This is a genomic window from Amycolatopsis sp. NPDC051372 (assembly GCF_040682095.1).
GTDB lineage: Bacteria > Actinomycetota > Actinomycetes > Mycobacteriales > Pseudonocardiaceae > Amycolatopsis.
The window spans coordinates 1-26,623 of record NZ_JBFBAF010000050.1 but is presented as its reverse complement, the minus strand read 5'-3'; the positions used below and the strand labels follow the sequence as shown (position 1 = coordinate 26,623).

The 26,623-nt window shown below is 65.8% G+C and carries 24 protein-coding genes and 1 pseudogene; 13 read left to right on the top strand and 12 right to left on the bottom strand.

Annotated features, from left to right (window positions below; genetic code table 11):
• Window positions 1-186 precede the first annotated feature (186 nt).
• Window positions 187-780, top strand: coding sequence for a hypothetical protein (locus AB0M56_RS46330; RefSeq protein WP_364188767.1), 594 nt, complete (start codon window positions 187-189; stop codon window positions 778-780).
• 252 nt (window positions 781-1,032) lie between these two features.
• Window positions 1,033-1,443, top strand: a complete 411-nt coding sequence (locus AB0M56_RS46325; protein ID WP_364188765.1) for a hypothetical protein — start codon at window positions 1,033-1,035, stop codon at window positions 1,441-1,443.
• Between the two features lie 31 nt (window positions 1,444-1,474).
• Here the strand turns inward: AB0M56_RS46325 and AB0M56_RS46320 are convergent, their stop codons facing one another.
• From AB0M56_RS46320 to AB0M56_RS46300, 5 genes and pseudogenes are all read right to left on the bottom strand, one after another.
• Window positions 1,475-2,212 (bottom strand): alpha/beta hydrolase, encoded by a 738-nt coding sequence (locus tag AB0M56_RS46320; RefSeq protein ID WP_364188762.1) that lies wholly within the window; start codon window positions 2,210-2,212, stop codon window positions 1,475-1,477.
• Window positions 2,213-2,242: 30 nt separating this feature from the next.
• Window positions 2,243-3,039, bottom strand: a protein-coding gene (locus AB0M56_RS46315) for an IS5 family transposase (RefSeq protein WP_364188890.1) whose coding sequence is annotated in 2 segments (ribosomal slippage) — window positions 2,243-2,697 and window positions 2,697-3,039 — 798 coding nt in all. Because the reading frame shifts where the segments join, the coding sequence is not laid out codon by codon here.
• A gap of 274 nt (window positions 3,040-3,313) precedes the next feature.
• Window positions 3,314-4,696, bottom strand: coding sequence for an MFS transporter (locus AB0M56_RS46310; RefSeq protein ID WP_364188759.1), 1,383 nt, complete (start codon window positions 4,694-4,696; stop codon window positions 3,314-3,316).
• Between the two features lie 202 nt (window positions 4,697-4,898).
• A complete protein-coding gene (locus AB0M56_RS46305; RefSeq protein WP_364188887.1) occupies window positions 4,899-5,249 on the bottom strand; it encodes a carboxymuconolactone decarboxylase family protein in 351 nt (116 codons plus the stop codon).
• Window positions 5,250-5,411: 162 nt separating this feature from the next.
• Window positions 5,412-6,067 (bottom strand): annotated as a pseudogene (locus AB0M56_RS46300) (alpha/beta fold hydrolase); the annotation flags it as partial.
• Between the two features lie 406 nt (window positions 6,068-6,473).
• On the opposite strand from AB0M56_RS46300, the gene AB0M56_RS46295 reads away from it, so the two are divergent.
• The 5 genes from AB0M56_RS46295 (at window position 6,474) to AB0M56_RS46275 (ending at window position 11,104) form a co-directional block, all read left to right on the top strand.
• Window positions 6,474-6,731, top strand: a complete 258-nt coding sequence (locus AB0M56_RS46295; RefSeq protein WP_364188757.1) for a hypothetical protein — start codon at window positions 6,474-6,476, stop codon at window positions 6,729-6,731.
• Window positions 6,725-7,963, top strand: a complete 1,239-nt coding sequence (locus AB0M56_RS46290) for a Rieske 2Fe-2S domain-containing protein (protein ID WP_364188884.1) — start codon at window positions 6,725-6,727, stop codon at window positions 7,961-7,963. The genes AB0M56_RS46295 and AB0M56_RS46290 overlap by 7 nt, the downstream gene beginning before the upstream one ends.
• A 92-nt stretch (window positions 7,964-8,055) precedes the next feature.
• Window positions 8,056-9,015: a PDR/VanB family oxidoreductase gene (locus tag AB0M56_RS46285; protein WP_364188755.1), complete on the top strand. Its 960-nt coding sequence runs from the start codon at window positions 8,056-8,058 to the stop codon at window positions 9,013-9,015.
• A 194-nt stretch (window positions 9,016-9,209) separates the two neighbouring features.
• Entirely contained in the window at window positions 9,210-10,436 is a 1,227-nt protein-coding gene (locus AB0M56_RS46280) for a GAF domain-containing protein (RefSeq protein ID WP_364188753.1), read from the top strand.
• Window positions 10,433-11,104 carry a response regulator transcription factor gene (locus AB0M56_RS46275; RefSeq protein ID WP_364188750.1) on the top strand — a complete coding sequence of 224 codons (672 nt, stop codon included), beginning with the start codon at window positions 10,433-10,435 and terminating at the stop codon, window positions 11,102-11,104. The genes AB0M56_RS46280 and AB0M56_RS46275 overlap by 4 nt, the downstream gene beginning before the upstream one ends.
• Window positions 11,105-11,711: 607 nt before the next feature.
• On the opposite strand, the gene AB0M56_RS46270 is transcribed toward AB0M56_RS46275, so the two are convergent.
• Window positions 11,712-12,125, bottom strand: coding sequence for a cupin domain-containing protein (locus tag AB0M56_RS46270; protein ID WP_364188747.1), 414 nt, complete (start codon window positions 12,123-12,125; stop codon window positions 11,712-11,714).
• A 667-nt stretch (window positions 12,126-12,792) separates the two neighbouring features.
• Between AB0M56_RS46270 and AB0M56_RS46265 the strand changes: the two genes are divergently transcribed.
• The 3 genes from AB0M56_RS46265 (at window position 12,793) to AB0M56_RS46255 (ending at window position 18,349) form a co-directional block, all read left to right on the top strand.
• The gene (locus AB0M56_RS46265; RefSeq protein WP_364188744.1) at window positions 12,793-13,749 is read left to right on the top strand and encodes an MBL fold metallo-hydrolase; all 957 of its coding nucleotides are present in this window, start codon (window positions 12,793-12,795) and stop codon (window positions 13,747-13,749) included.
• Between the two features lie 2,769 nt (window positions 13,750-16,518).
• Window positions 16,519-17,160: a hemerythrin domain-containing protein gene (locus AB0M56_RS46260; protein WP_364188741.1), complete on the top strand. Its 642-nt coding sequence runs from the start codon at window positions 16,519-16,521 to the stop codon at window positions 17,158-17,160.
• A 712-nt stretch (window positions 17,161-17,872) separates the two neighbouring features.
• Window positions 17,873-18,349, top strand: a complete 477-nt coding sequence (locus AB0M56_RS46255) for a hypothetical protein (RefSeq protein ID WP_364188738.1) — start codon at window positions 17,873-17,875, stop codon at window positions 18,347-18,349.
• 796 nt (window positions 18,350-19,145) lie between these two features.
• Here the strand turns inward: AB0M56_RS46255 and AB0M56_RS46250 are convergent.
• Entirely contained in the window at window positions 19,146-19,550 is a 405-nt protein-coding gene (locus tag AB0M56_RS46250; protein WP_364188735.1) for a nitroreductase family deazaflavin-dependent oxidoreductase, read from the bottom strand.
• 147 nt (window positions 19,551-19,697) lie between these two features.
• Here AB0M56_RS46250 and AB0M56_RS46245 point away from each other — a divergent pair, with 147 nt between their 5' ends.
• From AB0M56_RS46245 to AB0M56_RS46235, 3 genes are all read left to right on the top strand, one after another.
• The gene (locus tag AB0M56_RS46245; RefSeq protein WP_364188732.1) at window positions 19,698-20,618 is read left to right on the top strand and encodes an NADP-dependent oxidoreductase; all 921 of its coding nucleotides are present in this window, start codon (window positions 19,698-19,700) and stop codon (window positions 20,616-20,618) included.
• Between the two features lie 13 nt (window positions 20,619-20,631).
• Window positions 20,632-21,117, top strand: coding sequence for a cupin domain-containing protein (locus AB0M56_RS46240; RefSeq protein WP_364188730.1), 486 nt, complete (start codon window positions 20,632-20,634; stop codon window positions 21,115-21,117).
• A 236-nt stretch (window positions 21,118-21,353) separates the two neighbouring features.
• Entirely contained in the window at window positions 21,354-22,127 is a 774-nt protein-coding gene (locus AB0M56_RS46235; RefSeq protein ID WP_364188881.1) for a methyltransferase domain-containing protein, read from the top strand.
• A 78-nt stretch (window positions 22,128-22,205) separates the two neighbouring features.
• On the opposite strand, the gene AB0M56_RS46230 is transcribed toward AB0M56_RS46235, so the two are convergent.
• From AB0M56_RS46230 to AB0M56_RS46210, 5 genes are all read right to left on the bottom strand, one after another.
• A complete protein-coding gene (locus AB0M56_RS46230; RefSeq protein ID WP_364188727.1) occupies window positions 22,206-22,478 on the bottom strand; it encodes a cytochrome P450 in 273 nt (90 codons plus the stop codon).
• A gap of 331 nt (window positions 22,479-22,809) precedes the next feature.
• Entirely contained in the window at window positions 22,810-23,472 is a 663-nt protein-coding gene (locus AB0M56_RS46225) for a TetR/AcrR family transcriptional regulator C-terminal ligand-binding domain-containing protein (protein WP_364188724.1), read from the bottom strand.
• Window positions 23,473-23,904: 432 nt separating this feature from the next.
• Entirely contained in the window at window positions 23,905-24,342 is a 438-nt protein-coding gene (locus tag AB0M56_RS46220; RefSeq protein ID WP_364188723.1) for a glycerol-3-phosphate dehydrogenase C-terminal domain-containing protein, read from the bottom strand.
• Window positions 24,300-24,773 (bottom strand): FAD-dependent oxidoreductase, encoded by a 474-nt coding sequence (locus AB0M56_RS46215; protein ID WP_364188721.1) that lies wholly within the window; start codon window positions 24,771-24,773, stop codon window positions 24,300-24,302. The genes AB0M56_RS46220 and AB0M56_RS46215 overlap by 43 nt, the downstream gene beginning before the upstream one ends.
• Before the next feature lie 191 nt (window positions 24,774-24,964).
• Complete coding sequence (locus AB0M56_RS46210; protein ID WP_364188718.1) at window positions 24,965-25,798, bottom strand: LLM class F420-dependent oxidoreductase; 834 nt, start codon at window positions 25,796-25,798, stop codon at window positions 24,965-24,967.
• Window positions 25,799-26,623 lie beyond the last annotated feature (825 nt).

Sequence of the window (26,623 nt, the reverse complement as noted above, 5' to 3'; positions counted from 1 at the left end):
CGCTGGCCGTCATCTAGTCCGTGCAAGGTCACACCGCCGTGGCCGGGCGCTGGACTGGGGTCGAACCCCATCAATCTTCCTGCTGAGTCCGACCCCTGCGACAATTCCGGCATCTGGGGCAGGGGGTTCACCGTGTTCGTGGGCGCGCTTCGCCGCACCGTTGGAACTGCGGTCCGGCGGTGGATCTTGGTTGTCGCTCTTCTTCTCGGTGTGCTCGGCGCCGTCGCCGTTTCGGTATACGGCTCGCCGACGTTCGCCGCGCTGTCGGATCCGGTGCAGAGCCTCATGTCGGTGCTCGTGCCCTTCACGGGCGCCCTCACAGCAGGTGACGTGCTGCGGTCGCGTTTTCCCGTCCTGCCCACGCTCCTGGCGGCGTCCGCGCTCGCCGCCGCCGTCGGCGTATTCGGCGCCGTGGTGTGCGCTCTCGCCACCACGACGTCGTCCGCTGCATTCGTCTGGCACGACACGGGACCCGTGGTCGCCGGGGGTGTGCTGGTGCAGGTGGTGGCGCAACTCGTCGGTACCGGTCTGGGTCTGCTGATCCGCCACCGCGCTACGGCTTGCTTGGCGAGCATCGTGCTCCCGCTCGGCCTATGGTTCGTGCTCGGCGTGGTCTACCCGCCTGTGCAGGCCTGGCTCACGCCTTACCCGTCCGTGCGCAACCTGCTGTCGGGCTCGATGAACGGGCTGGCGTGGGCGCAATGGAGTGTCGTAGTGGTGCTGTGGGCCGTCGGGCTGAATGCGGCCGGGATTGTGCGCGTGCGCCGGGTCCGCACCTGATCCGTGGTGCGGCGATCGACGCGATCCTCGACGGGACCGAGAAGATCACCAAGGCCCCTCGACGCGATCCGCCTCGACCACGCCGCCCAGTCCACGCCCCCGCCCGCGGCGAAGTTCGCGAAGCGCCGGGCGTCGACGTGCACCGGCGCCGCATGAGGGCGGTGGGGCCGGAGCTGGCCACGCCGCTGCGGCGGCTGCCGGTGCCGATCCTGCCGGTACGCCAGGACACCCTCGATTCGTTCCTTCGCCGGAATGAACACCGACACCGAACACCGCGCCCTGGCCGAGGCCCTGCACGTTTGCGCCGCTACCGTGGCGCGCGCCGGCTATGTCAGCGACCTCGACGACCACGAGCTGTATGCGAGTGGCACCGGCACGAACTGCCTGCGTCCACCAGCTAGGGCGGAACCTGGGCACAACCGCACGGAGGTTCTCTGGTCCAACCGTCCACTCCGGGCCACCGACACAGACGACGCGACGGCTGACCTGTCCACCCTCACCGAGTTTCGCAACGAGGGCAGCGAGAACAGGGGCGAATGTAACGAAACCCGTTGTCCTGCAACGGAGGGCGGCCAGGCCGTCGACAAGGTCGCGGCGGCGTTCGGCGTCAGCCGCGCCACCCACTACCGCAACCTCACCGAGGCGCAGACGTCAGACAGCTGACCCGCGGCTACCGACCCTTCGCGGCAGCTTTCTAGCGTATTCCGGTCTCACTCCTATCGGAGCTGTCGGACGGGGTGGCGGCGGAGAAGGACGTGGATCGGAGTAGCTCGGCGGTGACCGCCTCAGGTCGGGACAGTGGTGCCATGTGTGCGGCATCGATGCGGGTGACTATGTTCGCGGCGGTGGACATGCGTTCCTGGTCAGCCACGAAGATCGACCGATCCTGCTCGCATACGACGTAGCTGGTCGGGTGTGTGCGTGCCGGTGCGTTGCTGGTGCAAGTGAAACTCGCGCGCGACTGGAGTCGCAGGTTCCGGTGAAATTCGGCGTAGTCGTCGCCGAGGTCGGCGCCCATGATTTCCTGGGCGATCGCCATGTCGTCGGTGACCCGCAGTGCGCCCTCGCCGTGGGGCACCAGCCATTCGTGTGGGTGCGCCGAGCGGATGTCGAGCAGTGTCTCGCCTTTTTTCGGCCAGAACGCGGCGAGGTAGACACTGTGCTGGATCCGCGGATGGTCGGCGACCTCGGTGATCACCATGCCACCGTAGGAGTGCCCGACCAGCACCACGTCCTCGGTAGCCGAGTCCAGAATGGACCGGAGGTAGGCGGCGTCGGCGTAAAGGTCGCCGAGTGCGCCGGGTTCATCACCGACGCTGGGCAGCTGGTCGATCACGCGGGCATCGTGGCCCGCGAGGCGCAGATCAGCGGCGACGTGCCGCCACATCGAGCCGTCGCACCAGGCGGCGTGCACGAGCAAGTAGTTCGCCATGGGATTCCCCTTTGAATCTTAGAGCGTGTCTCACTTGGTGAGTTTCTTGTAGCAGGTGATGCTGGCGGCGAGGGTGAGGAAGGCGAGGTAGTGGCTTGGTTTGCGTTCGTAGCGGATGGTGAGTCGGCGGTAGCCGAACAGCCAGGCGATGGCCCGTTCGATGACCCAGCGGTGTTTGCCGAGTTTGTTGGTGGATTCGATGCCTTTGCGGGCGATGCGCGGGAGGATCCCGCGGTGGCGGAGCCAGTCGCGCAGGGCGGGGATGTCGTAGGCCTTGTCGGCGTGGAGCTTGGCCGGTTTCCGGCGCCGGGGTCCCCGGCGGGAGCGGATGGCCGGCAGCGCGTTGATCAGGGGCCTGAGTGCGTGACTGTCGTGGGTGTTGGCCGCGGAGATTCCGACGGTGAGGGGCATGCCGGCCCGGTCGGACAGCACGTGGATCTTCGAGCCGGGTTTGCCCCGATCAACCGGGCTCGGCCCGGTCAGGCCGCCCCCTTTTTGGCCCTGACGGTTGCCCCGTCCAGGACCGCGCGTGACCAGTCGATCAATCCCCGGCCGCCCAGTTCGTCCAGCACCGCTCGGTGCAACTGCCGCCACAGCCCGGCCTCGGTCCACTCGGTGAACGTTCGGTGCGCCGTGGGCACCGACACTCCGAACGACGGCGGCAGATGCCGCCACGCACAACCGCTGGTCAACACGAACACGACTGCCGTGAACACCGCCCGCGGATCCGTCCGCGCACGCCCACCACCCTGCGGACGCTCCTTCGCCGGCGGGATCAGCGGTTCCACCAGCGCCCACAACTCATCGGGCACCAACCGTTGCGACAACGAGTCGATCACAGCACAAGATCATCGCAGACTCGCCAGAAGATCCAAACGAGACACGCTCTTAGTCAGACTGAACTTTTGTCAGACCGTGGTGACCGGCCGGACCCTGGTGATTGGATCTGCCGCCGCGGGAACGGGCGCGTCAGGGTGGGATCCGTCTTCGATGAGAGATTCTTCCTTCTCGGAACACGGTGGTGATCGCGCCCGTGGCCATGGCCTCATGGCCGAAGGGTCAAGCTGCTCGGCGAAGGTGACGTGCTGAAAGGGTGGCCGGTCAGTCCTCGGTGCTCGCCACCGGTGACGGTGCGTCGGGGCCGGCCGTGACCGGTGAGGTGAGGTCTGCTCGTGGAGCGCGGGTTCGGGTGGCGCGGGAGATTCTGGCCAATGCAAGGACGGCGACGCTGGCGATGAGGAGCACCGCGCCCATAACCAGGAATACGGTTTGCGGGATTACGCCGTCGCCGAGGGCGTAACCGATCAGTAATGGGCCCACGATCCCTCCGACTCGGCCGATGCCCAGCGCCCAACCGACGCCGGTGGGTCGAATCTGTGGCGGGTAGAGCACGGTGGCGAGTGCGATGACGCTCATCTGGCCGCCGGTGATACACGTACCGGCGAGGAACGCGGCGCCGAGCACCACCCAGTTCGCTCCAGTGAGGGCGAACGCGAGCGCGGAGACGAACAGTGCGCCGAGGAGGTAGACCACCGCGAGTGTGCCGAACGGGCCGCGTCTGTCCATCGAGGGCCCGATCACGATGGCGGCGACAATCCCACCGATGGTGGTCAGGGCGGTGGCGAGCACGGCGGTGGAAGGGGCGTGTCCGAGTCGACCCAAGATCGCAGGCAGCCAGCTCTGGACGGCGTAGAAGACACCGAGGTTGAGCATGAACGCGATCCACAGGAGTGCAGTGCTGGCCAGCCATTGACGGCGGAACAGCTCGACCATCGGGGAACGTGTCGTGGTCTGCGCCCCGGCGTCGCGGCGTTCGGCGGGGAGAATCCGGATATTCGATGCGAGGTCGGGGTCGAGGCGGCGGAGGGTGGAGCGGGCGCGGGAGGGGTTACGGGGCAACAGGTAGCTGGGGGAGTCCGGCAGCAACCACAGCAGGACCAGAACCAGGAGCAGAGGCAGGAGGCCCCCGAGCACGAACATCGGGCGCCATCCCCACTCCGGGATGACCGCTCCGGAAATCAAGCTGGCGACGACGAATCCCAGGGCCAGCCAGCAGTAGATCAGCATGACGAATGACGAGCGACGACGGGTGGGGGCGAACTCGCTGGCCAGGGCAACGGCGCTGGGGATGGTCGCGCCGAGTCCGACGCCGGTCAAGGTGCGCAGCGCGATCAGCTGGGTCCCGTTCACGGCGGCTGTGCACAGCAGGGTGGAGACGGCGAACACCACGGTGGAGCTGATGATCAGTCGGCGGTGTCCGATGCGGTTGGCCAGTGGTGAAAGGGCCAGGTAACCGATCATCAGTCCGACGATGGACGCGGAGAATATCGGCCCGAGGGCGGCAACCGGGAGGGACCATTCCTTGGCCACGGCCGGGGCGACAAAGCTGATCATCTGGGTGTCGAGACCGTCGAGGAACATGACCAGACCGGTCAACGCCAGGACCAGGTAATGGAACCGTCCCACCGGTCGATGGTCGATCATTTCGTCCAGGCGTACCTCGGGCCCCTGGTCTGCTACTTGAGACATAGCGATATCGCCTTTCGTTGAATTACGCGACCGCCGCTTGCGCCAGTTCGAGCATTTGTGAAATACCTGGTGGATCTTCTTAGGTGAATGTGGCTGTGCCGGCCCGCAAATCTTCCCAGGATGGGCGCGTTCGTAACTTATAGTGGCTCAGATCGGATCAGTTGTCGTATTCCTGGATAATTTTATTGGCAATGGAAAACGCGGTGTTCGCCGCGGGAACGCCGCAGTAGATGGCCGACTGCAGCAGGACTTCCTGGATGTCGACGGGAGTGAGTCCGTCCTGTAGTCCGGCCCGGATGTGCATGGCGAGTTCCTCGTGATGGCCGTTGGCGATCATTGCTGTCAGGGTCATGCACCGGCGGGTTGTTCGCGAGAGGCCGGGACGGGTCCAGACTTCCCCCCAGGCGTAGCGAGTGATGAAGTCCTGGGAGACGGAGGTGAACTCGGTGGTCCGGGCGATCGCCCGATCCACCTGGGCGTCGCCCAGGACGACCCTGCGTACAGCCATGCCGGCCGCATAGCGGGAGCCGTCGTCACCGGGGGCAGCCCAGTCGCGTGCCTCGGTGTCGTTGTCGAGATGGCTGCGCAGCGCTGTCAGTACGGAGCCGGGACGTTCGACCGTGATGAGGTGCGCTGCGTGTGCCACCTCGGTGAGGCTCGCTCCAGGGATCCGGTCGGCGAGGAGGCGGGAGTGGTCGACCGGTGTCGCGAGGTCTTCGCGACCGGCTACGACCAGGGTGGGCGCGGTAATGCGGCCCAGTTCGGCACGGAGGTCGAACGAGGCCAGCGCGTCGCAGCTCGCGGCGTAGGCCGTGGCGTCGGTGGCCCGTAGGTCGGCCACCATCGTCCGGGCCGCAAGATCGTCCACGAAGGATGGGGTGAACCATCGGCCGGCTGCGGTGTCGGCAACGGGACCGATGCCCTCGGTTCGGACGAGGTGTGCCCGTTCGCGCCAGCCGCCGGGCTCCCCGAATCGGGCCGAGGTGCAGATGAGCATCAGCGAGGTGACGCGCTCGGGGTGGTTGACTGCCAGCCACATGCCGACGGCGCCGCGAAAGAGATCCCGGAGTACGCGAAGCGGTCGATGCCGAGTCGGTCGGCGAGAGCGAGGACGAGACCGGCGACGTCACCGACAGTGGGGACGGCGGGTAGTAGTCGGGCGAGGGAGCCGCCGTGCCCTGGTAGGTCGTACCGGATCACCTGGCGGCCACGAGCCAGGGCTGCCGCCTGCGGCTCCCACACGGCCAGCGAGGTGCCGAGGGACGGTCCGAGTATCAATGGGGGCGCGCTGCCTGCGCCGGCTGCGCGATAGTGCAGGACGGTCATGTTGTGCCTCTCGGACTGGGTTTTCAGGGTGGCGTGCCGGACGCACCTGGCCACTGACGAACCGTGAACATATTTGGCACCGTGCGATTTGCACGGCAGAGCCAGGGCGTTCCTCGCGCCGGAGCCGGATTTCCCAAGAGCGCCGTACTCGGCCGGCGCATTGGTGGGACCGGGCGAGTTGCGTGATTCTGAAACGTCACGACTGTCGGTGTCAATGCACGGTTCAGATTTCCCGGGGGATCTGCGGTCTGCGCTGCCGCAAGGGGTGGGCGAACAATCGATCGTCTACGTCAGATGACGTAGGCAGTATGTCGAATGACCTAGTGCGCTCTGGGGGGAAAGACCGATTGCTGCGTCCACGAGCGCGCCGTAGGTTCGATCCAGTAGGTGATAGGAGGGACTCAAATTGACATCGATCGTCCATCTGCTGGATGACGCGTGCATTGCGATCCTCAAGGGATACCGAGACGGGTGGACGAAGCCGTCGGAGTTGCGCGTCAGTCCCTCCGGGTACGAATCCGTTGCGCTGGTGAAGCGCTTCGAAGTGTCCCGCGGAAATCCATTGGTACTGCTCGATCTCGATGTTGTCGTCGATCGCTCACTCGAGGGCGACAAGACGGCCATCACGTGGGCGGGAACGCCGGAACAGGAGTCTCAATGCTGAGTGCTGAGGAGAACGCGTATCTCTGCCGGGTCGGGCCAGGCACGCCGATGGGTGCGCTGCTGCGCCGGTACTGGCTCCCGATCTGCCTCTCGAGCGACGTGGCCGAGCCGGACGGACCCCCGAGGAAGTTCCGCTTGGTCGGCGAGGATTTCGTGGTGTTCCGTGATTCCTCTGGAACCGTCGGCGTGCTGGACGAGAAATGCATGCACCGCGGCGCTTCGCTGGCGATCGGCCGCGTGGAGGACTGCGGTATCCGTTGCCTGTACCACGGGTGGAAGTTCGGGGCGGACGGGTCGATCCAGGAGACGCCCAACCTCCCGGACTCACGGTTCCGTAGCCGCCTGCGGGCGCCGGCTCACCCGGTGCACGAGGCCGGTCAGATCGTGTGGGTGTACCTGGGCCCGGCGGACAAGCAGCCCCCGCCGCCGAGCTACGTCTGGATGAACGTGCCGCGCGGCCACCTGGCGACGACGAAGGCCGTGCAGCGGGGCAACTTCATCCAGGGGGTCGAGGGAGAGATCGACTCATCCCATGTCGGCCTGCTCCACCAAACCGAGATCGCCCTCGCCAGGACAGGCGAATACGACCCGGACGGTATCGGCCGGGACCGCTTCCCGACGACCGACGACGCTCCCCTGCTCGAGGTCGAGGACACGAAGTTCGGCTTCCACTATGCGGCGATCCGGAAGCTCAAGGGTGAGCACGAAGGCCAGTCCTACGTTCGCGTGACGCCGTTCATCATGCCGTTCCAGGCGCTGATCCCCCCGATGAACCTGGGTTTCATGTACGTCCCGATCGACGACACGCACACCTGCACGTATGTGGTGACGGGCGATCCGGCGAAGCCGATCGACAAGGCGGAATGGCTGAAGTGGCGGAGCCTCGAGGATGTCCGAGCGCCGGACTACACCCTGAATCCTAAGCAGGATCGCGAGGCGATGGTGGCGGGCACCTCGTTCTCGGGCGTGGCCGGCCTCATTCCCCAGGACGCACTGGTGACCGATTCGATGGAGCCCATCGTCGATCGGTCGAAAGAACACCTCGTCGCGGCGGACATCGCCGTGGTGCGCATGCGACGCCTGCTGATCGACGCGGCGCGCCGCGTCGAGGCCGGCGGCGATCCCGAAGGCCTCGACGGCTCCGTCGACTGGGCCAAATTCACCGCCGGATCGGGAATCATCGCCCAGGGGGTTGCGTGGCAGACGCTGGTCCCGACGAACGTCACTGATTGATCGAACCGCCATCGCTTCCGAAGGCCGTCCTACCGTCGCTGGTCGGCCGGCCTTCGGAAGTGACAACGATGTGGAGTTGAACGGTGCCTGAGATGGACACGACGCGGCGAGAGGTCGAACTCGACCTTGTGGTGCGGAAGCGGACCGTCGTCGCCCAGGGTGTCGTAGAGCTGGTGCTGTCGAGCCGGTCGGGAGAGGGTCTTCCCGCGTGGGAAGCCGGGAGCCACGTGGATCTTCTCCTCGATGACGGGCTCGTGCGGCAGTACTCCCTCTGCGGTCGCCCGGCGCGCGACGAGTGGAGGGTCGCGGTGCTGCGCGAGCCCGACGGGCGCGGCGGGTCCGCGTACGTCCATGATCGGCTGGCCGAAGGCGCCTCGGTGCGAGTTCGGGGGCCGAGGAACAACTTTCCGCTGCTGCCCTCGCCGCGCTACCTGTTCATCGCCGGCGGTATCGGGATCACGCCGATCCTGCCGATGGTCGCCGCGGCCGAGGAGGCCGGCGCTCAGTGGCGGTTGGTGTACGGCGGGCGCACCCGCGCGTCGATGGCGTACATATCCGAGCTGGTATCGAAGTACGGGGACAAGGTCGTCGTCTGCCCTGAAGACGAGACCGGCCGACTCGACCTGGACGAGTGGCTCGGGACTCCGGCCGACGACGTCCTCGTCTACTGCTGCGGACCGGAGTCCTTGCTGCTCGCCGTCGAGGAACGGTGTGCGAACTGGGCGGCCGGCTCGCTGCGGCTGGAGCGGTTTGTCCCGAAGGCGGTACCCGATCCGGCAGACCACCAGTCGTTCGAGGTCGAGCTGGCCCGGACAGGCGGTACGGTGACGGTATCGCCCGGCGAGACCATTCTCGCGGCGGTCGAACGCGCCGGGGCCCGGCCTCCCTATTCGTGCGAGCAGGGTACGTGCGGGACCTGTGAGACGAAAGTGCTTTCCGGGACGCCGGAACATCTCGATTCCATCCTCACGGATGAGGAACGCGAAGAAGGCAAGACGATGATGATCTGTGTTTCTCGAGCCGCGTGTCCCAAGCTCGTGCTCGATTTATGACGTCACGCAACCAGCCGGTCACGGATCCGATCTGGTCTCCGGGGTCCACTGACATTTGGCGTGGTAACCTTCAAGGTCCACTCAGCGTGGTGAGGTTGCCCTGCCGCGGGAGGAGATCGGAACTTTGGCTCTCTTGTCAGTCAATGCGGCAGGCGATGATGGCTGTTGATCGAGGTTTTCATGCAATGTCGCGAGTGGCGGCGACCCTGGCGGGATCGGGTTCGCTGCCCGACACTCTCGCGGCATTGGCGAGCGAGGTTCGGCAGTTGGCCGGACTTGCGGCCGTTCATATCCGCCTCAGCGACGCAGGCCGGAGCGCACTGCCCATCGGTGCCTTGTCGGGTCTACCCGGAACTGCGGATGAATTGCGCGACCGGCTCATCCAGTGCGAGGCTCTCGGCGCCGAAATGGTCTCCCTTAATGCCATAGCGGAACGCAGGCCCGTCGTCGTATCCCGTCGCTGGGAAACCTTTCGCAACGATCCTTCGTGGGCGCCGATCATGTCGATACATCAGGCGATCTCCTGGGAGAGCTTCGTGGCCGCGCCTTTGATCTCGCACAACGGCGTGCTCGGTTACCTAAGTGCCTTCTATCCGCCCGGGCGGAACCCAGACCCCGACGAGATCTACTTCCTGTCGGCCGTCGCGGACCAGGCCGCGGTGACCATCGACCACGCAGGGATGATCGTCGACAGCCGCGCCCGCGCGGCGATGGAAGAGCGCCGTAAGTTGGCCAGTGATCTGCATGACTCCATCGTGCAAGAGATGTTCTCGTTGTCGATGCACGCCCGGGCCATCGGGCTCACCAACGAGGCCTCCGGGGCCGAGGCGGTGGCCAAGATCCGTGCCGACGCCGCCCGGGTGGTAGATCTGTCCCAGTCGGTGGTGAAGTCGTTCCGTGCGATGATCGCGGAATTGCGGCTACCTCAGCCCAAGGAGAGGTCCGTGGTGACGTCGATCCGCGAGTGGGTCGCGGCGACGAGTCGCGACACCGACCTTGCGGTGAAGGTCGTCGACGAAGTCGGCGAGATCGACCTGCTTCCCGACCAACAGGAGGAAGTGTGGTACTTCATTCGTGAGGCGTACCACAACGTCACCAAGCATGCCCGGGCGAAGAACGCGGTGATTCGATTTGCGCAACGTCGCGAGGAATCTCGAACGCTCCTGGTCATCGAGACATCGGATGACGGGGTGGGATTCCAAGAACGCAGTTCTCTCCCCGGCCACGTGGGTCTGATCTCGCTGAGCGAGCGCGCAGGGCGGCTCGGGGGGAAACTCACCATCGTGACAGCTCCCGGCAACGGCACCCTCGTACGTCTCGAGTTCTGCCCTGCCGACACCGGAAGCAGGGCACGCCCCACTGAGGGAGCCGCCGAGATCGAATGGCAGGAGCCGAGCGACCCGACGGGCGAGGAACCGTGAACGAGCCGCCCTCCGAGCAGATCCGGCTGATGCTCGTCGACGACCACGCGGTGGTCAGGGCCGGCCTGCGTTCGTATGCTGACGCGGTTCCCGGGTTCTCGGTGGTGGGCGAGGCCGTCGATGGGGCGGACGCGCTGGGGCGCCTGGCGGAACTGGCCCAGGAGGGCCGGCTACCGGATGTAATCCTCATGGATCTGGTCATCCCGGGTGTCGACGGGATAGAGGTCGGAAGTCTGATCACTGCGCGGTATCCCAGAGTGAAGATCCTGATCATGACCAGCTTCAGTGAGATAGCGAACGTCCGGCGGGCCATCGATGCCGGCCTGTCCGGTTACCTCCTCAAGGATGCGGGGTCCGACGAGATCGTCGCGGCGGTGCGGGCCGCGACTCGCGGCGAGCTGTATCTGGACTCCGCGGTCACCCGCAGCTTGACCGATCCAGTCGAACCAGATGGCGCCGGCCTCGACGGACTGACGCCGCGTGAACGTGAGGTGCTGATCCACCTCGCGGCCGGGCAGTCCAACATCCAGATCGCGCAGAAGCTGCAGATCAGTGAACGCACCGCCCGCACGCACGTCAGCAACTTGTTCGCCAAGTTGGGCGTTGTCTCACGGACCCAGGCAGCGCTCCTTGCCGTCCGTGAGGGCCTGACGTCGGAGTCCGCCTGATCTGGCTTGTGGCGTTCGGGTAGCAGACCTCGTCTGCGCCAGTCGCCTGCGAAACTCCGATCGACAGGTCCGTTGGTGAGGCGTGCTGCAAATGGCCAACCCGGAGAAGAACACGGCCTCGCCCCGTCCGCCGTGACCGACCGAGCGAACAGCCGGGGTCCGACCACTGAGGTCGTGCGGGCCCCGCGCGAGCGCGTCCAGCCACGCAAGGTACGGCGTGAAGCTCTTGAGCCGCTGGCTGACCTGCAGCTCGGCCCGCGCGTCGGGTTGGTCGGCGTCGACCTCGGAGAACAGTGACAGCATCGCACCGGCCGCCGCGCTGGCCCGCAGGTAGCATCCGCCGTTCACATAGTGCTGAACATCTACGGCTGGTCACGTCGCGGTGGTTAGGCGTCGGATCCAACGGGTTCGGTGTGGCGGTCGACGGGGAGAAGATGTCGTTGGCCGGGGGCGCAGTTCCTCGGCGAGTTGGCCGATGAGGCCGGCGGTGCGGGCGAGCAGGGCGAATCCGCGCATGAGTGTCAGCCGCACACCTTCCATGCAGTTGGAGTTCGAGCATGTGCGGCAGCTTCAGCGCGCCGCTCGGTCGCCTCAGGGTTTCGCCTGCTTACGTCTTTTGCGTGGCGCAGTCAGTCATGCCTTGCAAGTCGATCACCACGCACGGCTCGTCGCCCACGACCCATCCGGCGTGTCCTGGCGGGATGAGCATGAAGTCGCCGGCCCCGAACGTCTCTTCCTCCCCGTCGTTCATCCTGACAGTCATACGCCCCGAAATGACGTAGCCCCTGTGTGGCACCTCGCAGCTCTCGGTTCCCGCGATCGGCTTCACATGATTGGACCACTGCCAGCCGGGCCTAAACGTTGCGCGCCACCGCACCTTTGTCGAGGTTGCCATCTCCAGTTGACCGCCGTCATCCTGGAAGCGCCGCACCTCTTCCGGGTTATCCGGACTCATTCTGCGGATTCCCGCTATGACGACCTCCTTTTCTCCTTCACGCAAGGGTTGCCGGTTGGAGTCCACTCAGGTCATCGTCCGCAGCTACAGCCGGTGCAGACTAGGGCCTGGAGTCACCGCTTCATAGGGCGGAATCGGCGAGCTAATTCGGCCCCGAGTGCGCCGGATCCGGCGCCCTGGCATCGCCGCTGAGGCAATAGGGTCTGTATCGAAGTTGTCTTGGCCGGTTGAGCTGGAGCTGGTGTCGCCGGGAAGTGCCGACCAATGCCCTGCGCACGCACGACGACGGCTCCTCACCAGGAACCAGCGTTATCGGTGCGGACCTTCGTGGCGCCGGTGCGCATCCTCCGTGTACGGCACGGGCCTGCGACGGCCCTCGACAGACAGCGGAGCATTACGGTGGTGCACGGACGGGTCTTTCTCTCGGCGGATGTGTTGGTCGCACTTCCATCCTGCCGCCGAAAGACCCGTCCCTCGCCTCAGGCCCCGACAGCCGACACCAACGTCACGACCCACAACAGCTAGGAATAGCCGGTGCGCACCCGCCTCAACCGTGAGCACCAGTCGGCGGATGCCGCCTTGCGGTACCAGGCGGGTGGGGCCGCCGGAGTGGAGGCCGAGGCAGCCGGTTCGGCCCCCCGGAGGACTCGAGGTAAGAAGCTGCTCACCGAAGGCGCTCATTCTCTGAAGCGACCTAATCTGCTACAGCCGGTACTTAGCGAGGGAGCCACACGTGTCAAAGCCATTTGCCTCTGCCGGCGACACCGCCCCGAAGGCCGAGGCTCTGGAGTCCATTGGAGACGGCATTTGGGCTCTCACCGAGAGTGACAACAACGTCGGTGCCATCGAAGGCGAGGACTTCCTCGTAGCGTTCGATGCGCGTGCGACGCCGCTGATGGCGCGGCGGTGGCTTGAGGAGCTGCGCCAACACACTGACAAGCCGGTCAAGTTCCTGGTGCTGTCGCACTACCACGCCGTTAGGGTCCTCGGCGCCACAGCATTCCAGGCCGAGCAGATCGTGGCGTCCGCTGAGACCGCGCGCCTCATCGCCGAGCGTGGGAAAGAGGACTGGGACGTCGAGCTCGGCCGCCTGCCCTGGTCGTTCGACGGGCACGAGGAGATCCCGGGGCTGACGTGGCCGACGATGACCTTCGACCGGAACCTCAGCATCGACCTCGGCGGCAACCGCGGCACGGTGGAGCTGTCCTGGCTCGGCAAGGGCCACACCTCCGGCGACATCGTCGCCTATGTTCCCTCACAGAAGGTCCTGTTCACGGGTTGTATGGTGGAGAACGGTTCGGTCGTCTACAGCGGCGACGCCTACCATCGCGACTGGATGACCGGTACCCTGGACAAGATCGCCGAACTGGATGTCGAGGTACTGGTCGGCGGCGGTGGCCAGATTGCACACACCAAGGCTGAAGCCCAGCGCGCGATCGACCTCACCAGGGACTTCATCACCAGGCTGTTCAGGGCCGTGGAGAACGTGAAGAACGCCGGCGGCGATATCAGGGACGCTCACCGGGCCGCCCGTGAACAGTTGCTTCCGGACTACGGTGGTATGCCAGTGTTCGAGCCCGCGATGGTCTTCGACGTCCAGCGCGTGTGGGAGGAACTCGACGGCAAGGCTCCCGCCATCTGGAGCCTCGAGCGGGACCACGAGGTCCGGAGCCAACTCACGAAGGACTGATTCTCTCTCCTTTGTCGGCTGGGGTTGGCAGGGCGAGGATGTTGTGGGCCCGACGTGGGCCGGGCGGTTCCTGTGTCAGGAAGGAGGCGCCGATCTGTCGGGGACAGCGGTCTTCGTCCACAGCTCGTCCCACTCGGCGTCCGGTTCCGACGACCAGGTGATACCGCCCCGGTCTCGTACGCCGCGTAACCCGGGCGGGTCGAGATCGTGAGGCTGCGGATGCCAGCGGAGGACCTCATGGGCGAGACCTTTCCGGGTTGGCGAAACGCCACAGCGCCGCAGTACACGCCCCGCGGCCGTCGCTCGATCCTGGCGATAGGTCCGGCAGCCTTGGGGCTCCAGTAACCGAGCCGGCCGGGAAGAGCCCATGGAAGAAGACACTCCACCATGCCGATTCCGGGGCGGGCCAGAGCCTGGACTGTCGAAGTCACCGGGCGCGGGGCGGTTGTTATGGAGATCCCTAGATCCAGCCTCGGCGCCGTTCGGGCGGTCGCTGCCGAATCGGCCGGACTTGGTGCGGCGGCCGTCTATGGCGGGAGCCGCGCGGCCGCGTCGAGCCTGGCTCGCCCCCTGTCGGCACCAGCACGGGGGTCAACTTTCAGAGTCCTGCCCGGGGGTCAATTCTTAGAGACCGTTGACATGAGGGGCGAACTTCGGGACTCAACGCGCGTAACTGCTCTCGTCGGCCTCGCGCGCCACGCAAGGGCGGGCACCCAGAACCGACGCATGTTCAAACTTCGAGGTCCTGGCCACGACCTCGAGTTATTATTGACTTCCCAGTCGCGGTAGCGACGCGTCACGTCGCGATTGAGGCTGGGTGGCGGCGAGCCGCCAGCTGATCTGCTGGTTCGCCCAATCATGGCATTCAGGTTGTCTCTTGCCAGGAGACGGAAGGATGTGATTTCCCTGAATGTAACAGTCTTATCATCGGTCAGCTCCCTGCCGATCACAGAGCGCCTGTGAAGGCGGCGGAAGCGAGTGCGTGCACTTCGGCCTGCCGGTTTCCTTGCAGGATCAGATTTTGGTTAAAATTTCCTGGCGATCGGCATCAAAGGGATCCACGAAGTATCGTTTCGATCGCCTGTGTGCAACGCGTCCGCATATTCGATCAAGCAACGAAAACGCTAGGCTTCTACTTCGGCGGAAAATTCGTCTCATGCCAAAACTCGAGCACTCAGCGCAGAGTCGGTCACACCCGTTGATGAAATGCGGGATTGGTCAGGATTGGTGTAGTTCGGGGACCGCCAGCGCGGCGTGCCGAACACTGATCCCAATCGGGGTCACCACCGGCCGCGTGGGCGGCGGTCGCCGAGCGGCCCTCAAGTGGCGAACGCACGTTTTTTGTCGGCCCAGGACGCCGATTAAGAACCGTCGACCTTGGCTCATATCGGCCCAAAGTATCCTCGAGCTTGGCATAGCGCGCTAGAACCACGTTGACTCCCGGATCGTCCACTTGACTGCTCGTTTCCGCGCCGAATCCGTCCACCGGGGCGTCGGCGACCAGCTCAAACGGCGTCGTCTGATAAGAGGTACTATTTGCATGTAGAAGTAGATATCGCATCACGCTGATCACCAATTATTTCTCAAACCAAGGGCGTCAGAAATTGCGAGGAAAGATCACCCTGCATGCCCTTTATCGTATTGGCTATTCAATAAACACTTGACGAGCGACGCCTGAGACTCTGAATGAGACTTTTTCCTTCCGAAGTGAGGGTGGCCGATTCAGCGGTGCGGCGGCCGGCGCTAGCTGTCAAAGTTTCAATTACCTTCCTAGCAAGACGGGACCATAAAGTCCAGAAGGAAATCAACAACCGGGTAAGACGGGTAGTGGATCCGGAGTTGGCAGGCAGGGCTGGCGTGGCAACACGGTGGACGAGTCGATCATGTCGGCGTAGAGTGCGCGGATCGATTTCAATCTCATCGAGTGTTGAACACGGTGGACCCGTGATCGAGGTGTAGATCACAGCGAGGTCACTGCTGAACCCGCTGCGGTCCGAAGTTTCGCGTCGTTCTGGGGTTATTTGTCGCGTATTTCCCTTCCGCCGGTCTCGGTGCAGCGCGCAACGGTTTCCCGGACTCGGGCGGCGGGAATGATGATCGTCACAGGACGAATGACACCCGCCTGCTGCCGTCACGGAGCCGGATCGTCACGTGTGATGGAGCAGGGGAGCCTTCCGACCGACGGTCCCGCCAGGCTCACAGCGTTCCACGCGTTCAAGTCGGCGTCGCGCGTCCGGCGCTGCGGTGCGGGATAGCCGCCGAAGGGCACGAACGAACGTGCTGGCGGACACCTCAGCAGGCCGGACTGGCAGTGGGTCGGTGAGCGCGTCTTCGTGCCGTGCGCCGAGGAGGTGCTGGGTCTCCGCGGCGCCGGCTGGGTGGTGCGCCCGCCGAGGCGGGTGGCGCCCGCGGCGAGCCCCGCGGCGCCGGCCCTGGGCAGGGCGAGGAATCCCGCTGGCCGCCTTTCGGTTCTCCGCGCGCTCGGGCATGCAGGCTTCGTTCCCCGATCCTGACATCGGTGCCGGCAGCCTTGCCGATGATGGTAGAGACGAAGATCGGGCCGTCACCGGCGAGAGAAGGGCCTGTCCCGTGATGGCGCCGATCGCGTGCACCTCGTGCGCGGCGCCAGAAAGATCCGCCGTCCGTGGTCGACGGGTCCCGCAGTGGAACGGTTCACGAAGGTCAGCGCAGGTGTCGGGCGGGCAGACGTGCGGTTCGAAGGGGCAATCAGATTGATTGGAGAGCCCTGTACTCAGCACAGTGGAGGCCATGAGCGAAGCCCTGACTGACGTCGTGGCGGTCGTCGAGACCCGCCTGACCCACGACCTGCACCGCCGCGCCACCACGCTGCTGAGCGACGCTGCCGCCGATCGGGCGGTGCCGTTGTCAGCGCTGGCCGAGCTGCGCGATTTTCTCGTGCAGAACCTGCACCACCACCACGAGTCCGAGGACGACGAGCTGTGGCCGCTGATCACGGCCGTCGCCCCGGACGCGGGCAAGGGCCTCGCGGACCTCGGCGACGAACACGACGAACTCGACCGCAAGCTCGACGCCCTGGCCGCCGTGCCGCTCGAGAGCGACGACGACCGCGCCGCGCTGCACGGAACGGCAGTCGCTGTCCGCGACCTCATCCACCAGCATCTTGAGCATGAGGAGCCGGTGCTCTTCCCTGCTCTGCGCGAGCACCTGCCCGCCGAGTCCTGGGCAAAGTTCTCCCAGCACGTGATCGCCACGGCCCCGCCGATCGCGCCGCACTTGATGGTCGGCTTCTTCGACCAGGTCGGCACTCCCGAAGAGGTCGACGTCGTATTGTCCGGGCTGCCCGAACCCGTGCGGCCGTTGCTGCCGACCCTGCGGCAGCAGGGCGCGGAGGCCCTGCACGTCCTTGCGGGTGCCGGTGCGCCAGCCTGATCGCCTCGTCAAGGCCCGGTCCGCAGCGCGGGCCGGGCCTGATTGCGTCAGCGCACCCGCCCGGCGGGCGGCGTCCAATACGTCCTGGCGCGCTACAACGATTCGCCCGGTCCGTAGCGAAGCGCAAGAGCCACGGGTGGCTGAACGCCAGCTGCGCCACCTAGAACGGCACGCACAACGTCCGAAGCAGCGCCGTCGGGATCGTCCACGCCGAAGCAAGCGCGCCCACCACCGCGAGGCCGAGAACCCGCGTGCGTGAGGTAGTTGGTGAGCGCCCTGCGGCCGTATCGCTGCGGCGGCAGCAAGGCGGCGCGCAGCCGAGCAGAGGCAGCAGGGGCGCCAGACCCTGAGGTACGCGACGGCCGGGACGATTGCGAGGTTCTCCTCCAGCGCGTGCGTCAGGTTTGCATCCGACAGCGGCTGGGTCCGAGCCCGCAACGCGATCGTCGCGATCCCGGAACCGCGGACGCGACCTCGGCGACCCGACTGGAGCCTCGTGCGGTCCGACGTGGTGCTTGCTCCTGAGAGCCAGGCGAGTCCGGCACCGGACGTACACGCCGCGCTCCTGAACCTCTCCGTCCTGCCGTCGAGGGGGTGTAGTCCACACCGGCCGGAGCGCCATCGTCGCAGGTATGCGATTTGTGCTCAGTGAACCGGAAAACGGTGTGGCGCCGGACCCGACCCGTCGCGTTTGTGGCTGGGCGAACACCGCTTGCTGCTGTCGGTGGCCCGGTTGAAGAAGATGTTCGCCGAGGCGAACGGCCGACGCCGGATGGCTGGCCTGCGGACCGTAGTGCACGCCCGTATGCTGCGGCACTCGTTCGCGGTGATCACACTGGCGCAGCTGCAGCGCAGCCATCTGACAGCCACGGGGACGCTGGACGAGGCCGGACCAGGGCAGTACGTGCAGGTGATTGGGGATCCTCTCGGTTGGGTACGGCCGCACCTGGGACATCGGTCCGTCACCAATACGCAGATCTACGTGCACACTCTGGCCGAGCTGGATATGCAGACGCGGCTCGCGTTGGCGCCCGAGACGTGGACTGATGGCGAACCTGAGTGGGGTGCTTTGGGGGACGCCTGGTGCGCCGTCGAGGAAGGACCGGTCCGTACTGGCCCCCACAGCTGCCGGGCTGCGAGTACGCACTCCCTCGTCAGTTCCACGACGTGGAAGGCGATCTGCGTGTGACGTATGTCGGGGACGAGTGCGCAGCCCCACATTCCGGGGCGGGGCGTTGCCACTGCAGGGCTGGTGCGACGCGCTCGCCGCGGTGATGGCGAGGCGAACGGGCCCGCAAGACGGTTCACGGACCCGGGAGTCCGCGAACAGCGCGTACACGATGGCCGCATGTCACCTGCGGTTCCTCGACGAGCCGCCAGCGCTACCGCGGGAGCCCTCGGCCTGAGTGAGCAGACCGCAGAAATCGGCCTGACCGGTGTTTCTGGACGATAAGGTCCAGTTCCTGTCGGCAGTGTTGAAGGATGAGTTGTTGCTGACGGCGGCGGCACGGTATCTCGTCGGCGGAGACGGGGAACTGGCAGGACCTGGTCGGACATGGGGCTGTCCCGGGCTCCGTCTGTCGATGGTGAAGCACGCAAGTGAGACGTCGCTGGGTCGAAGCCCGCGTGTTCCTCTCCGCTGTGGGCCAGGGGCCGAAACGCCGAACGCTACGTCCGCTTCGCCAAGATCAAGAAGGCTGACAACGCGACCGATCTGTGCCGCCGAGCCACAACATCCCGATCTCCTGGCCGAATCGGCGTCTGATACCTCGGATACTCGTGGAGGCGGCCTGAGGGAGAATCCCGTCGCCATTTCGACGCACATGTGGCGGAAGGCTGCCAAACCTCCACTGCCTTCCGCCACGGAGTCCGGTCGATATCGGGCCGAGCGCGACTCGAAGCCCGCTTGCTGCGACAAGGCGTCCTCGACCACCGGCGAAATCACGGAACCGCGAACGAGGGCGGGGCCACGCGTTTCCTCGTGTTCACACCCGTTCGAGCACCACCACGGGGATCTCGCGGTCGGTCTTCTTCACGTACTCGTTGTAGTGCGGCCACACCTCGGCCATCTTGTCCCACAGTTTCGCGCGCTCGTCGCCGACGGCCGTGCGGGCGCGGGCGGTGAACTTGTCGGCCTTCACCTGCACGCTGACGTGGGGATCGGCCTGCAGGTTGAGATACCAGCTCGGGTGCTTCGGGGCGCCCCCGTTGGACGCCACGATTACCGGGTTGCCGTCCACCTCCTGGTAGATCAGCGCGAGCTTGCGGTCCGAACCACTCTTGCGGCCCTTGGTGATCAGGACCAGCGCCGGTACCCCCGGCTGCCAGTCGTGGCCGACTGCGCCGTCGGTCTCCTCGTAGAGGTGGACGTGCTCGTCACCGTTAAGCATTCGTGTTTCCTCCTGATTCGTTGACCATGTACACGGCGTCCCCGGGCGCCGAGCTTCTTACCCGGCGATCCGATCCCGGTCACATCTTGCGGGGCTGCCTCGTCTCACTGATGATCATGCACCCGGAGAGCAAGGAAGGATCTGTCATTGCGAGCCATCACTGTTCGAGACCGCGACGCGGGCGTCGCCGGGTTCACCCCGGTGGAGCTGCCCTACCCGCACGCTGCCGAAAACGACGTCATCGTGCGGGTGCACGCCGCCGGCTTCACGCCGGGGGAGCTGAGCTGGCCGGCCACCTGGACCGACCGCGCGGGCCGCGACCGGACGCCGAGCGTGCCCGGTCACGAGCTCTCGGGTGTCGTCACCGAGCTGGGGTACGGCACCACCGGCCTGAGCATCGGGCAGCGGGTGTTCGGGATGGCCGACTGGGCGCGCGACGGCTCGCTCGCCGAATACACCGCGGTGGAAGCGCGGAATCTCGCGCCGCTGCCCGCGGAAGTCGACCACATCGTGGCCGCCGCGTTGCCGATCTCCGGGCTGACCGCGTGGCAGGGCCTGTTCGACCACGGCCGGCTCGGCACCGGTCAGACAGTGCTCATCCACGGTGCCGCCGGTGGTGTCGGGTCGATCGCAGTGCAGCTGGCCCGGGAGGCCGGGGCAAAGGTGATCGGCACGGGCCGGGCCGCGGACAGGGAGCGGGTGCTCGAGTTCGGCGCCGACGCGTTTCTCGATGTGCAGTCCGATCGGCTCGAAGACGTCGGTGAGGTCGACGTGGTGTTCGACGTGATCGGTGGCGACGTTCTCGCCCGTTCGGCCGCGCTGGTGCGCGCCGGCGGCACGCTCGTCACGATCGCGATGCCACCCCAAGTCAAGCCCGCCGACGGGCGAGCCGTGTTCTTCGTCGTCGAACCAGACCGTGTCCGGCTCGCCGACCTCGCCGAACGCGTGCGCGCCGGACGCCTCAAACCGATCATCGGCACTGTAGCGCCACTTGCCGAGGCACGCGCCGCGTTCACCTCGGGCGTGCGCACGCCCGGCAAGACGATTATCCGAATCACCGAAGACTGAACAGGACTCCCTCATGATCGCAAAGCGGATCACCGCAAGTGCCCTGGCGCTCTCGGTGCTGGCCGGAGTCACGGCCTGCACCGCTGCCGACGAGCCGACCGACCAGCCCGCCGCCACCTCGATGGCCCCGAACCCGAAGGACACGGCGGGAGCAAAGCCGCCCGCCGAATCCTTGACCCCCCTGATCCAGCAGGCGCTGCCGGACGTACAGGGCAAGACGTTCACCTCGGCGATCGTCGACTTCCCACCCGGCGCGGTCGCTGCGCCGCACCGGCACGGCCAGGCGTTCGTCTACGCATACGTGCTCGAAGGCACCGTGCGCAGCCAACTCGACGACAAGCCCATCAGCACCTTCCACCAAGGCCAGAACTGGGTCGAGCAGCCGGGCACCCACCACGTCCTCACACAGAACACCAGCCAGACGGCCCGCGCGCGGTTGCTGGTCGTGTTCGTGTCCGACACCGGAGACCCGCTCAAGGTCAACGACCCCCACTCCTGACGACTTGGCGCGGACACGGCGTGCTTGACAGTTCGCTCCTGCGGAAATGACCGAACACTGGTTCCGCAGGAGCGAGCCGCCTAAGGGGCAGGGAACCGGAATCGTCACGACGTCGAGCAGTGAATTTGGGGTGGAATTTCGGCCCTGGCGAGCAGTATCACGCGACAAATAGTTGTTTTTTGGGCGCTCGCTACGGAAGGCTGAAGTAGATCGAAGGTCGATTGACGGAGGTAAGAATGAGTACTGACTACGCGCTGACCAACGCGTGGGAATGCGCGCAACGCAGGCTCAAGGGGTTGGAGGCTACCTACGACCCGACGACCCGGCGGCGCCTGAGCTCGCTAGGGCTTGCTCCCGGCTGGGCGTGCCTCGAGGTTGGAGCAGGTGCGGGATCGATCGCGCGCTGGATGGGGGAGCAGGTGGGTCCAACCGGGTACGTCAGCGCGGTGGACCTCGACATCAGCGGCCTGCACCACCTGCCCGCGAACGTCGAGGTGCGCCAAGCCGACGTTCGCGTCGACCCGCTGCCCGAGGTCGCGTTCGACGTCGTGCACGCCCGCCTGCTGCTCAACCATCTGTCCGAACGCGACGAGATCGTCGGCCGACTCGTGGCGGCCCTGCGTCCGGGCGGATGGCTGCTGCTCGAGGAGGGCGACATGTTCTCCAGCGGTGTCGTTGACGAGGATCCTGACCACGCTCGCGCCATGCGCACCTTACGCGACCTCCTCGCGAGTGCTGCCGACGTCGACTACGGCCGCAAGCTACCCCGGCTGGCTGTCTCCTATGGCCTCACCGAGGTCGGAGTCGAATGTGAAGTTCCATTCTCCGAAGGCGGTTCGCTCGGGACGGAATGGCTGGCATTGACCTTTGACCAGTTGGCCGAACGCGCCGGCGGCGACATCCTCGACCCCGAGACGGTCGGGCGGTGGAAGGAGAAGCTGACACGACCGAGTTTATGGTTCGCTTCGCTCGGCGTGGTGGCAATGAGGGGCCGGCGCCCGGCGGCGTGAGCCGTCATTTTCGGCTGCTGCGGGCACGCGGGGAGGGCCCGGCTTCTCGGGTGTACAATTGTGCTCGCCGGCGGCCGATCAGGTGATGTCGAAGCGGTCCGGGTCCGGGAACACCGACGCGTCGCGGTTGGTCGAGAGCGCCGACAGCAGCCCTGTCTCGCTCTCGGGAATGGTCACGTAAGCCAGCTCGATCGCCGAACCGGCGAAACGCGTCGGCAGGATGTTCACCGGGGACTCGAACCGCAGCACCTCTTCCACGACGTTGTCCACCAACGAAAGATCGGCGCGCGAGGCGGCGAGCTGGTCCGGCGAGGTCAGCAAGCGCAGCCCGGCGTTGGCGATGAGGTGCACCGACGTGTCGTGCCGGCGATCAACAGCAGCACCGAAGTGGAGACCAGCTCGTCCGCGCTCAGCCGATCACCGTCCTCATCGGACGCCGCGACGAGTTCGGAGAGAGCAGGTCTGCCCCGGGATTCGCACGCTTGCGTTCGATCAACGCGGTCAGGTACTCGGCGGCTTCCGCCCGCGCCTGGTAAAGCCCGTCGCCGATTTGGGCATCGTTGATTTTGCTGGGCCCAGCCCCAGAACACGCTGCGGTCCTTCTGCGGGATGCCGAGCAACCCGGTTCACCAACTTGTGCAGCCGCGTGCGGTCAGGCGGGTCGCGATCTTTGGCGGGCCGACTACCCGTCGCGCCCGGCCCGCGCGGTCGAGCGCCGATTTGCGCTCGTTCGACGGCCAGCGATCGTCGGCCACAGAACAGTGACAACGTCTTCAGGGATATGTGCGTCCATCTCGCCGCGGTAGTAGCTCGCAAAGTAGGAGCCGAAGCATAATGTCGAGATGGTGTGGACGTCGATGTCGGCTCTGACGGCGCCCCTCGCCCGCAGCTGTGTCAGCACGATTTGAATGAATTCCACGCGTGGTCGGACTACGTGCTCGCGCAGGATATTCATTAACTCTGGCGTGCGGATGGACTCGGCGGCGAGGTTCCCTATCAGCATCATGGCGTCGGCGCTATAGCTAGCGGGGTCGACATAGCGGACGGCTTCTATGAGCGCGTCGATTGGCTCAAGGCGATCCAGATCAACCGCGGATAAGTTGCCCTGCGTGCGGAAACCGTAGTCCAGGGCGTCCACAACCAGGTCGAACTTGTTCTTCCACCGTCGACGCAGAGTGTTCCGACCGACCTTGGCATCGGCAGTGATGTCTTTGATGGTCATTTTGGAATAGCCGTCCACGACCAGCCGTCGGCGGGTGGCCCGGAGGATTGCCCCATCCAAGGCGGCGTCGCGAGGCCTACCGCCAGGGCCAGTACGGTCTGGTTCGTCCAAGTAGTCCGTCATGCGACGCCGCACTCCACCTTCCATATGCGTGTTGACCGGTGCCTCTAAGAAATATCTGTGCGTCTGGTAGCGGGTATCAGCCGGCAAGTCAACTCGAACTGCGTCGCGAGGTAGCGACCGTTCAGCGCGGACGCTTCGTGGGTACGTTTGTGGGGGAGGCGAGCGCGCCCAGGCCTCACTGCATGTACACCCTCGTTGATCTCGTCCGGGCTGCAATCCAGCGCGGTGTGTGGTTGTAGCCGCGCAGCGCGAACAACCGCTTACACCCTCCTCTACGTTCACCGTCCTATCAGCGTCAGTCAAAGATCGGTTCTTACTTCGGCTGAGGGCAATCCGCCAGCGTGAACCTCAAACAGACGGTAATCCAGCTTCGACCGGGCCGAACGCGAGAGGCCATCGCCCGCAATCCTGCATTCGCCAATCCGGGCCGGGTCAGCTCCGCATGGCCCGGCGCGCGTTCGCCGCGTCGTCGTCGGAGGCCGCCGCGAGCGCGCGCCGGTCGGCCTCCCGCGCCGACTGATACCGCGCCACCTCCGCGGCTTGCCGGTCGTCGTCCCAGCCGAGTTCTTCGGCCAGTACCTCGGCCACGTACGGCGCGGCAGCCAGTCCTCGGTCGGGAGTCTCCATGAAGATTCGGGTGCGCCGCTCCAGCACGTCGTCGAGATGCACCGCACCTTCGTTCCGGGCGGCGTAGTGGAGCTCCGCCGTCAGATAGTTCGGCGCACCCTTCACCGGGCGAACCCACTCGGGCCTGTCGGCCATCACGTCGAGAAGGTCCAGCGTGAGCGTGCCGTACCGGCCCAGGAGATGGTTGATCTGGGGCTCGGTCAACCCTGCCTCCGCCGCCAGCGCGCGCCGCTGGTTGAGCAACGCGGGGTAACCCGAGGCACCCAGGATGGGCAGTCTTTCGGTCTCCGAGGGGGGACGGTGCGTCCCCCACCAGCGGTAGCGGCGTCGACGGCGTCCCTGGCCATGATCCGATAGGTCGTGTACTTGCCGCCGACCACCGTGACCAGGCCAGGCGGCCCCGTGATCACCGAGTGGTCACGAGACAGGCCGGCGGTACTGGAAATGCGTCCGCTGACCAGCGGGCGAAGCCCGGCGTAGACCCCGACCACGTCCGCGTCGCGCAGCGGCCGCCGCAGCCAACGGTTCGCCTGGTCGAGCAGATAGTCGATGTCGGCGCGAGTGGCAGCGGGGTCGTCGCGAGCGTGCGCCCATCTCGTGTCCGTCGTCCCCAACAGCCAGAAGCCGAACCAGCGCCGGATCATGAAGATGCTGTCGTCGGTCTTGGCGATCAATCCGGCTCGCGCCTCGAATGGCAATATGCCAGCTCCACTTTTCAGTCTGATCCGTGCTGGCCGATGCGTGCACCGGCCAGCGCCCGAGCCCGCCTCCCTCTGGGCGTGCTGGGATGTGTGCGCGTGGGAGTGAGGCCCTCGTCCGTGGCGAGTTGAGGTTTTTGAACTTCATGCGCTCGTTGAGTCTCGGTTCATCGGTGGTCCGACGCGAGTCGGGCGAGGTTGTCGAGTGCGGTGATCGTGTCGGCTTCGGGCATTGTGGGTAGCAGGAATGTGTAGCGCTCGACGCCGGCTTTGTCGAATCGCTTGATCGCGTCGGTGTCTGTGGAGCCGTCGCCGAAGACGGTGAACGGTACGTTGGTGCGGCCTTGCTCGGCGAGCCATTCGCGGACGCGGCGGATTTCGTCGGCGGAGGTTTGCTGGGTTGGCAGCCAGGCGTCGCCGTGGCGGGCGAGCCGGCGCAGCGCGGCCGGGCTCCCGCCGCCGATGTAGATGGGCGGGTGTGGGGTCTGCACGGGTTTGGGCCAGGCGAAGATCGGGTCGAAGTTCACGTGTTTGCCGTGATACTCGGCCTGCTCCTGGGTCCAGATCACCTTGAGCGCCTCGATCTGCTCGTCGATCCGCGCACCGCGGGTCTTCGGGTCGATGCCGTGGTCCTCCGTCTCTTCGCGGTTCCAGCCCACGCCGACACCGAATACCACCCGGCCGCGTGACACGAGGTCCAGTGAGGCGACCTCTTTGGCCGTGTAGAACACGTCGCGCTGGACGAGTAGCGCGATGCCCGTGCCCAGCACGAGGTTCGACGTGTTTACCGCGGCTGCGGTGAGTGCCACGAACGGGTCCAGCGTGCGGTAGTAGTGGCGCGGGAGCTCGTCGTAGCGGGGGTGCGGGCTCTTCCGGTCCACCGGAATGTGCGAATGCTCAGCGAGGAACAACGAGTCGAATCCGCGCTCCTCCAGTGCCTCTCCCAGCACTGTGGGGCGGATGCCTTCGTCGGTTACAAACGTGGAGATCCCAAATTTCATATCTTCCTTCTACCAGATGGGCCACGGAAATGCTTCCCCGCGAGACACTTGCGGGTACTGCTGGTTGGCACAAAACGCGGCGCTCTCCCCTTGGGCGCTTGAGATCCTCGACCCACCGGTTTGAGCGACCAACCCATCCCCCTCAGTGCGGGCACGACTCATCGTCTGGAGCCGCCGTTTGCGGTTGATCCAGTTACGATTCCAGATATTCGGGCGCGGCTGGATATTGCCTCGTCGCGTCAGCGGCCGCCCTGTTCGGACGAGGAATTCGGCGGTCACGACCACCACTTGCGACGTAGCCGTCGTCAAGGCGTTCGGGAGCTGGACCGGTAAAGGCGTCGACAGTACCTGATCCTGAACGCGACTAGCGTCGAGAACGTGTCAGTGGGCCACCGAGGCTCACGAATTCGCCATGCTTTCGAAGGTCTTTTGCAGTCGCTACCCAATCCGTTCTGTGTCGAGGTTCGAGGGTGCCTATGTCGACCCTGGAATGCTCACTTGTATCCATGCCGAGCGGCTTCCCGCCCGCTTGATAGATGCTGCAAAGCTGTGCCAGTTGGCACATTTTATCGTCAATGTGATCCGAAAGTCGGACTGCGGCTTGCTTAGTAAAGACCGCCTATATTTTTCGGAAGGATGGTCCGCGAAGGCCGACCGCCCGCATGCGCCCGCGGCGAACGGTCGGCTCGAGGAGCAGCGCGGTCGGTCGGGCGGAGCTTCCGGTCGCGCCGTCCGGCCTCGGCCCTTACTGGCCCTCGGGGTCTTCGCCGGTGGTGTCCGGGTCGAGTTTGGAGACTTGGTAGAGGGCGATGGCCCAGCCGTTTC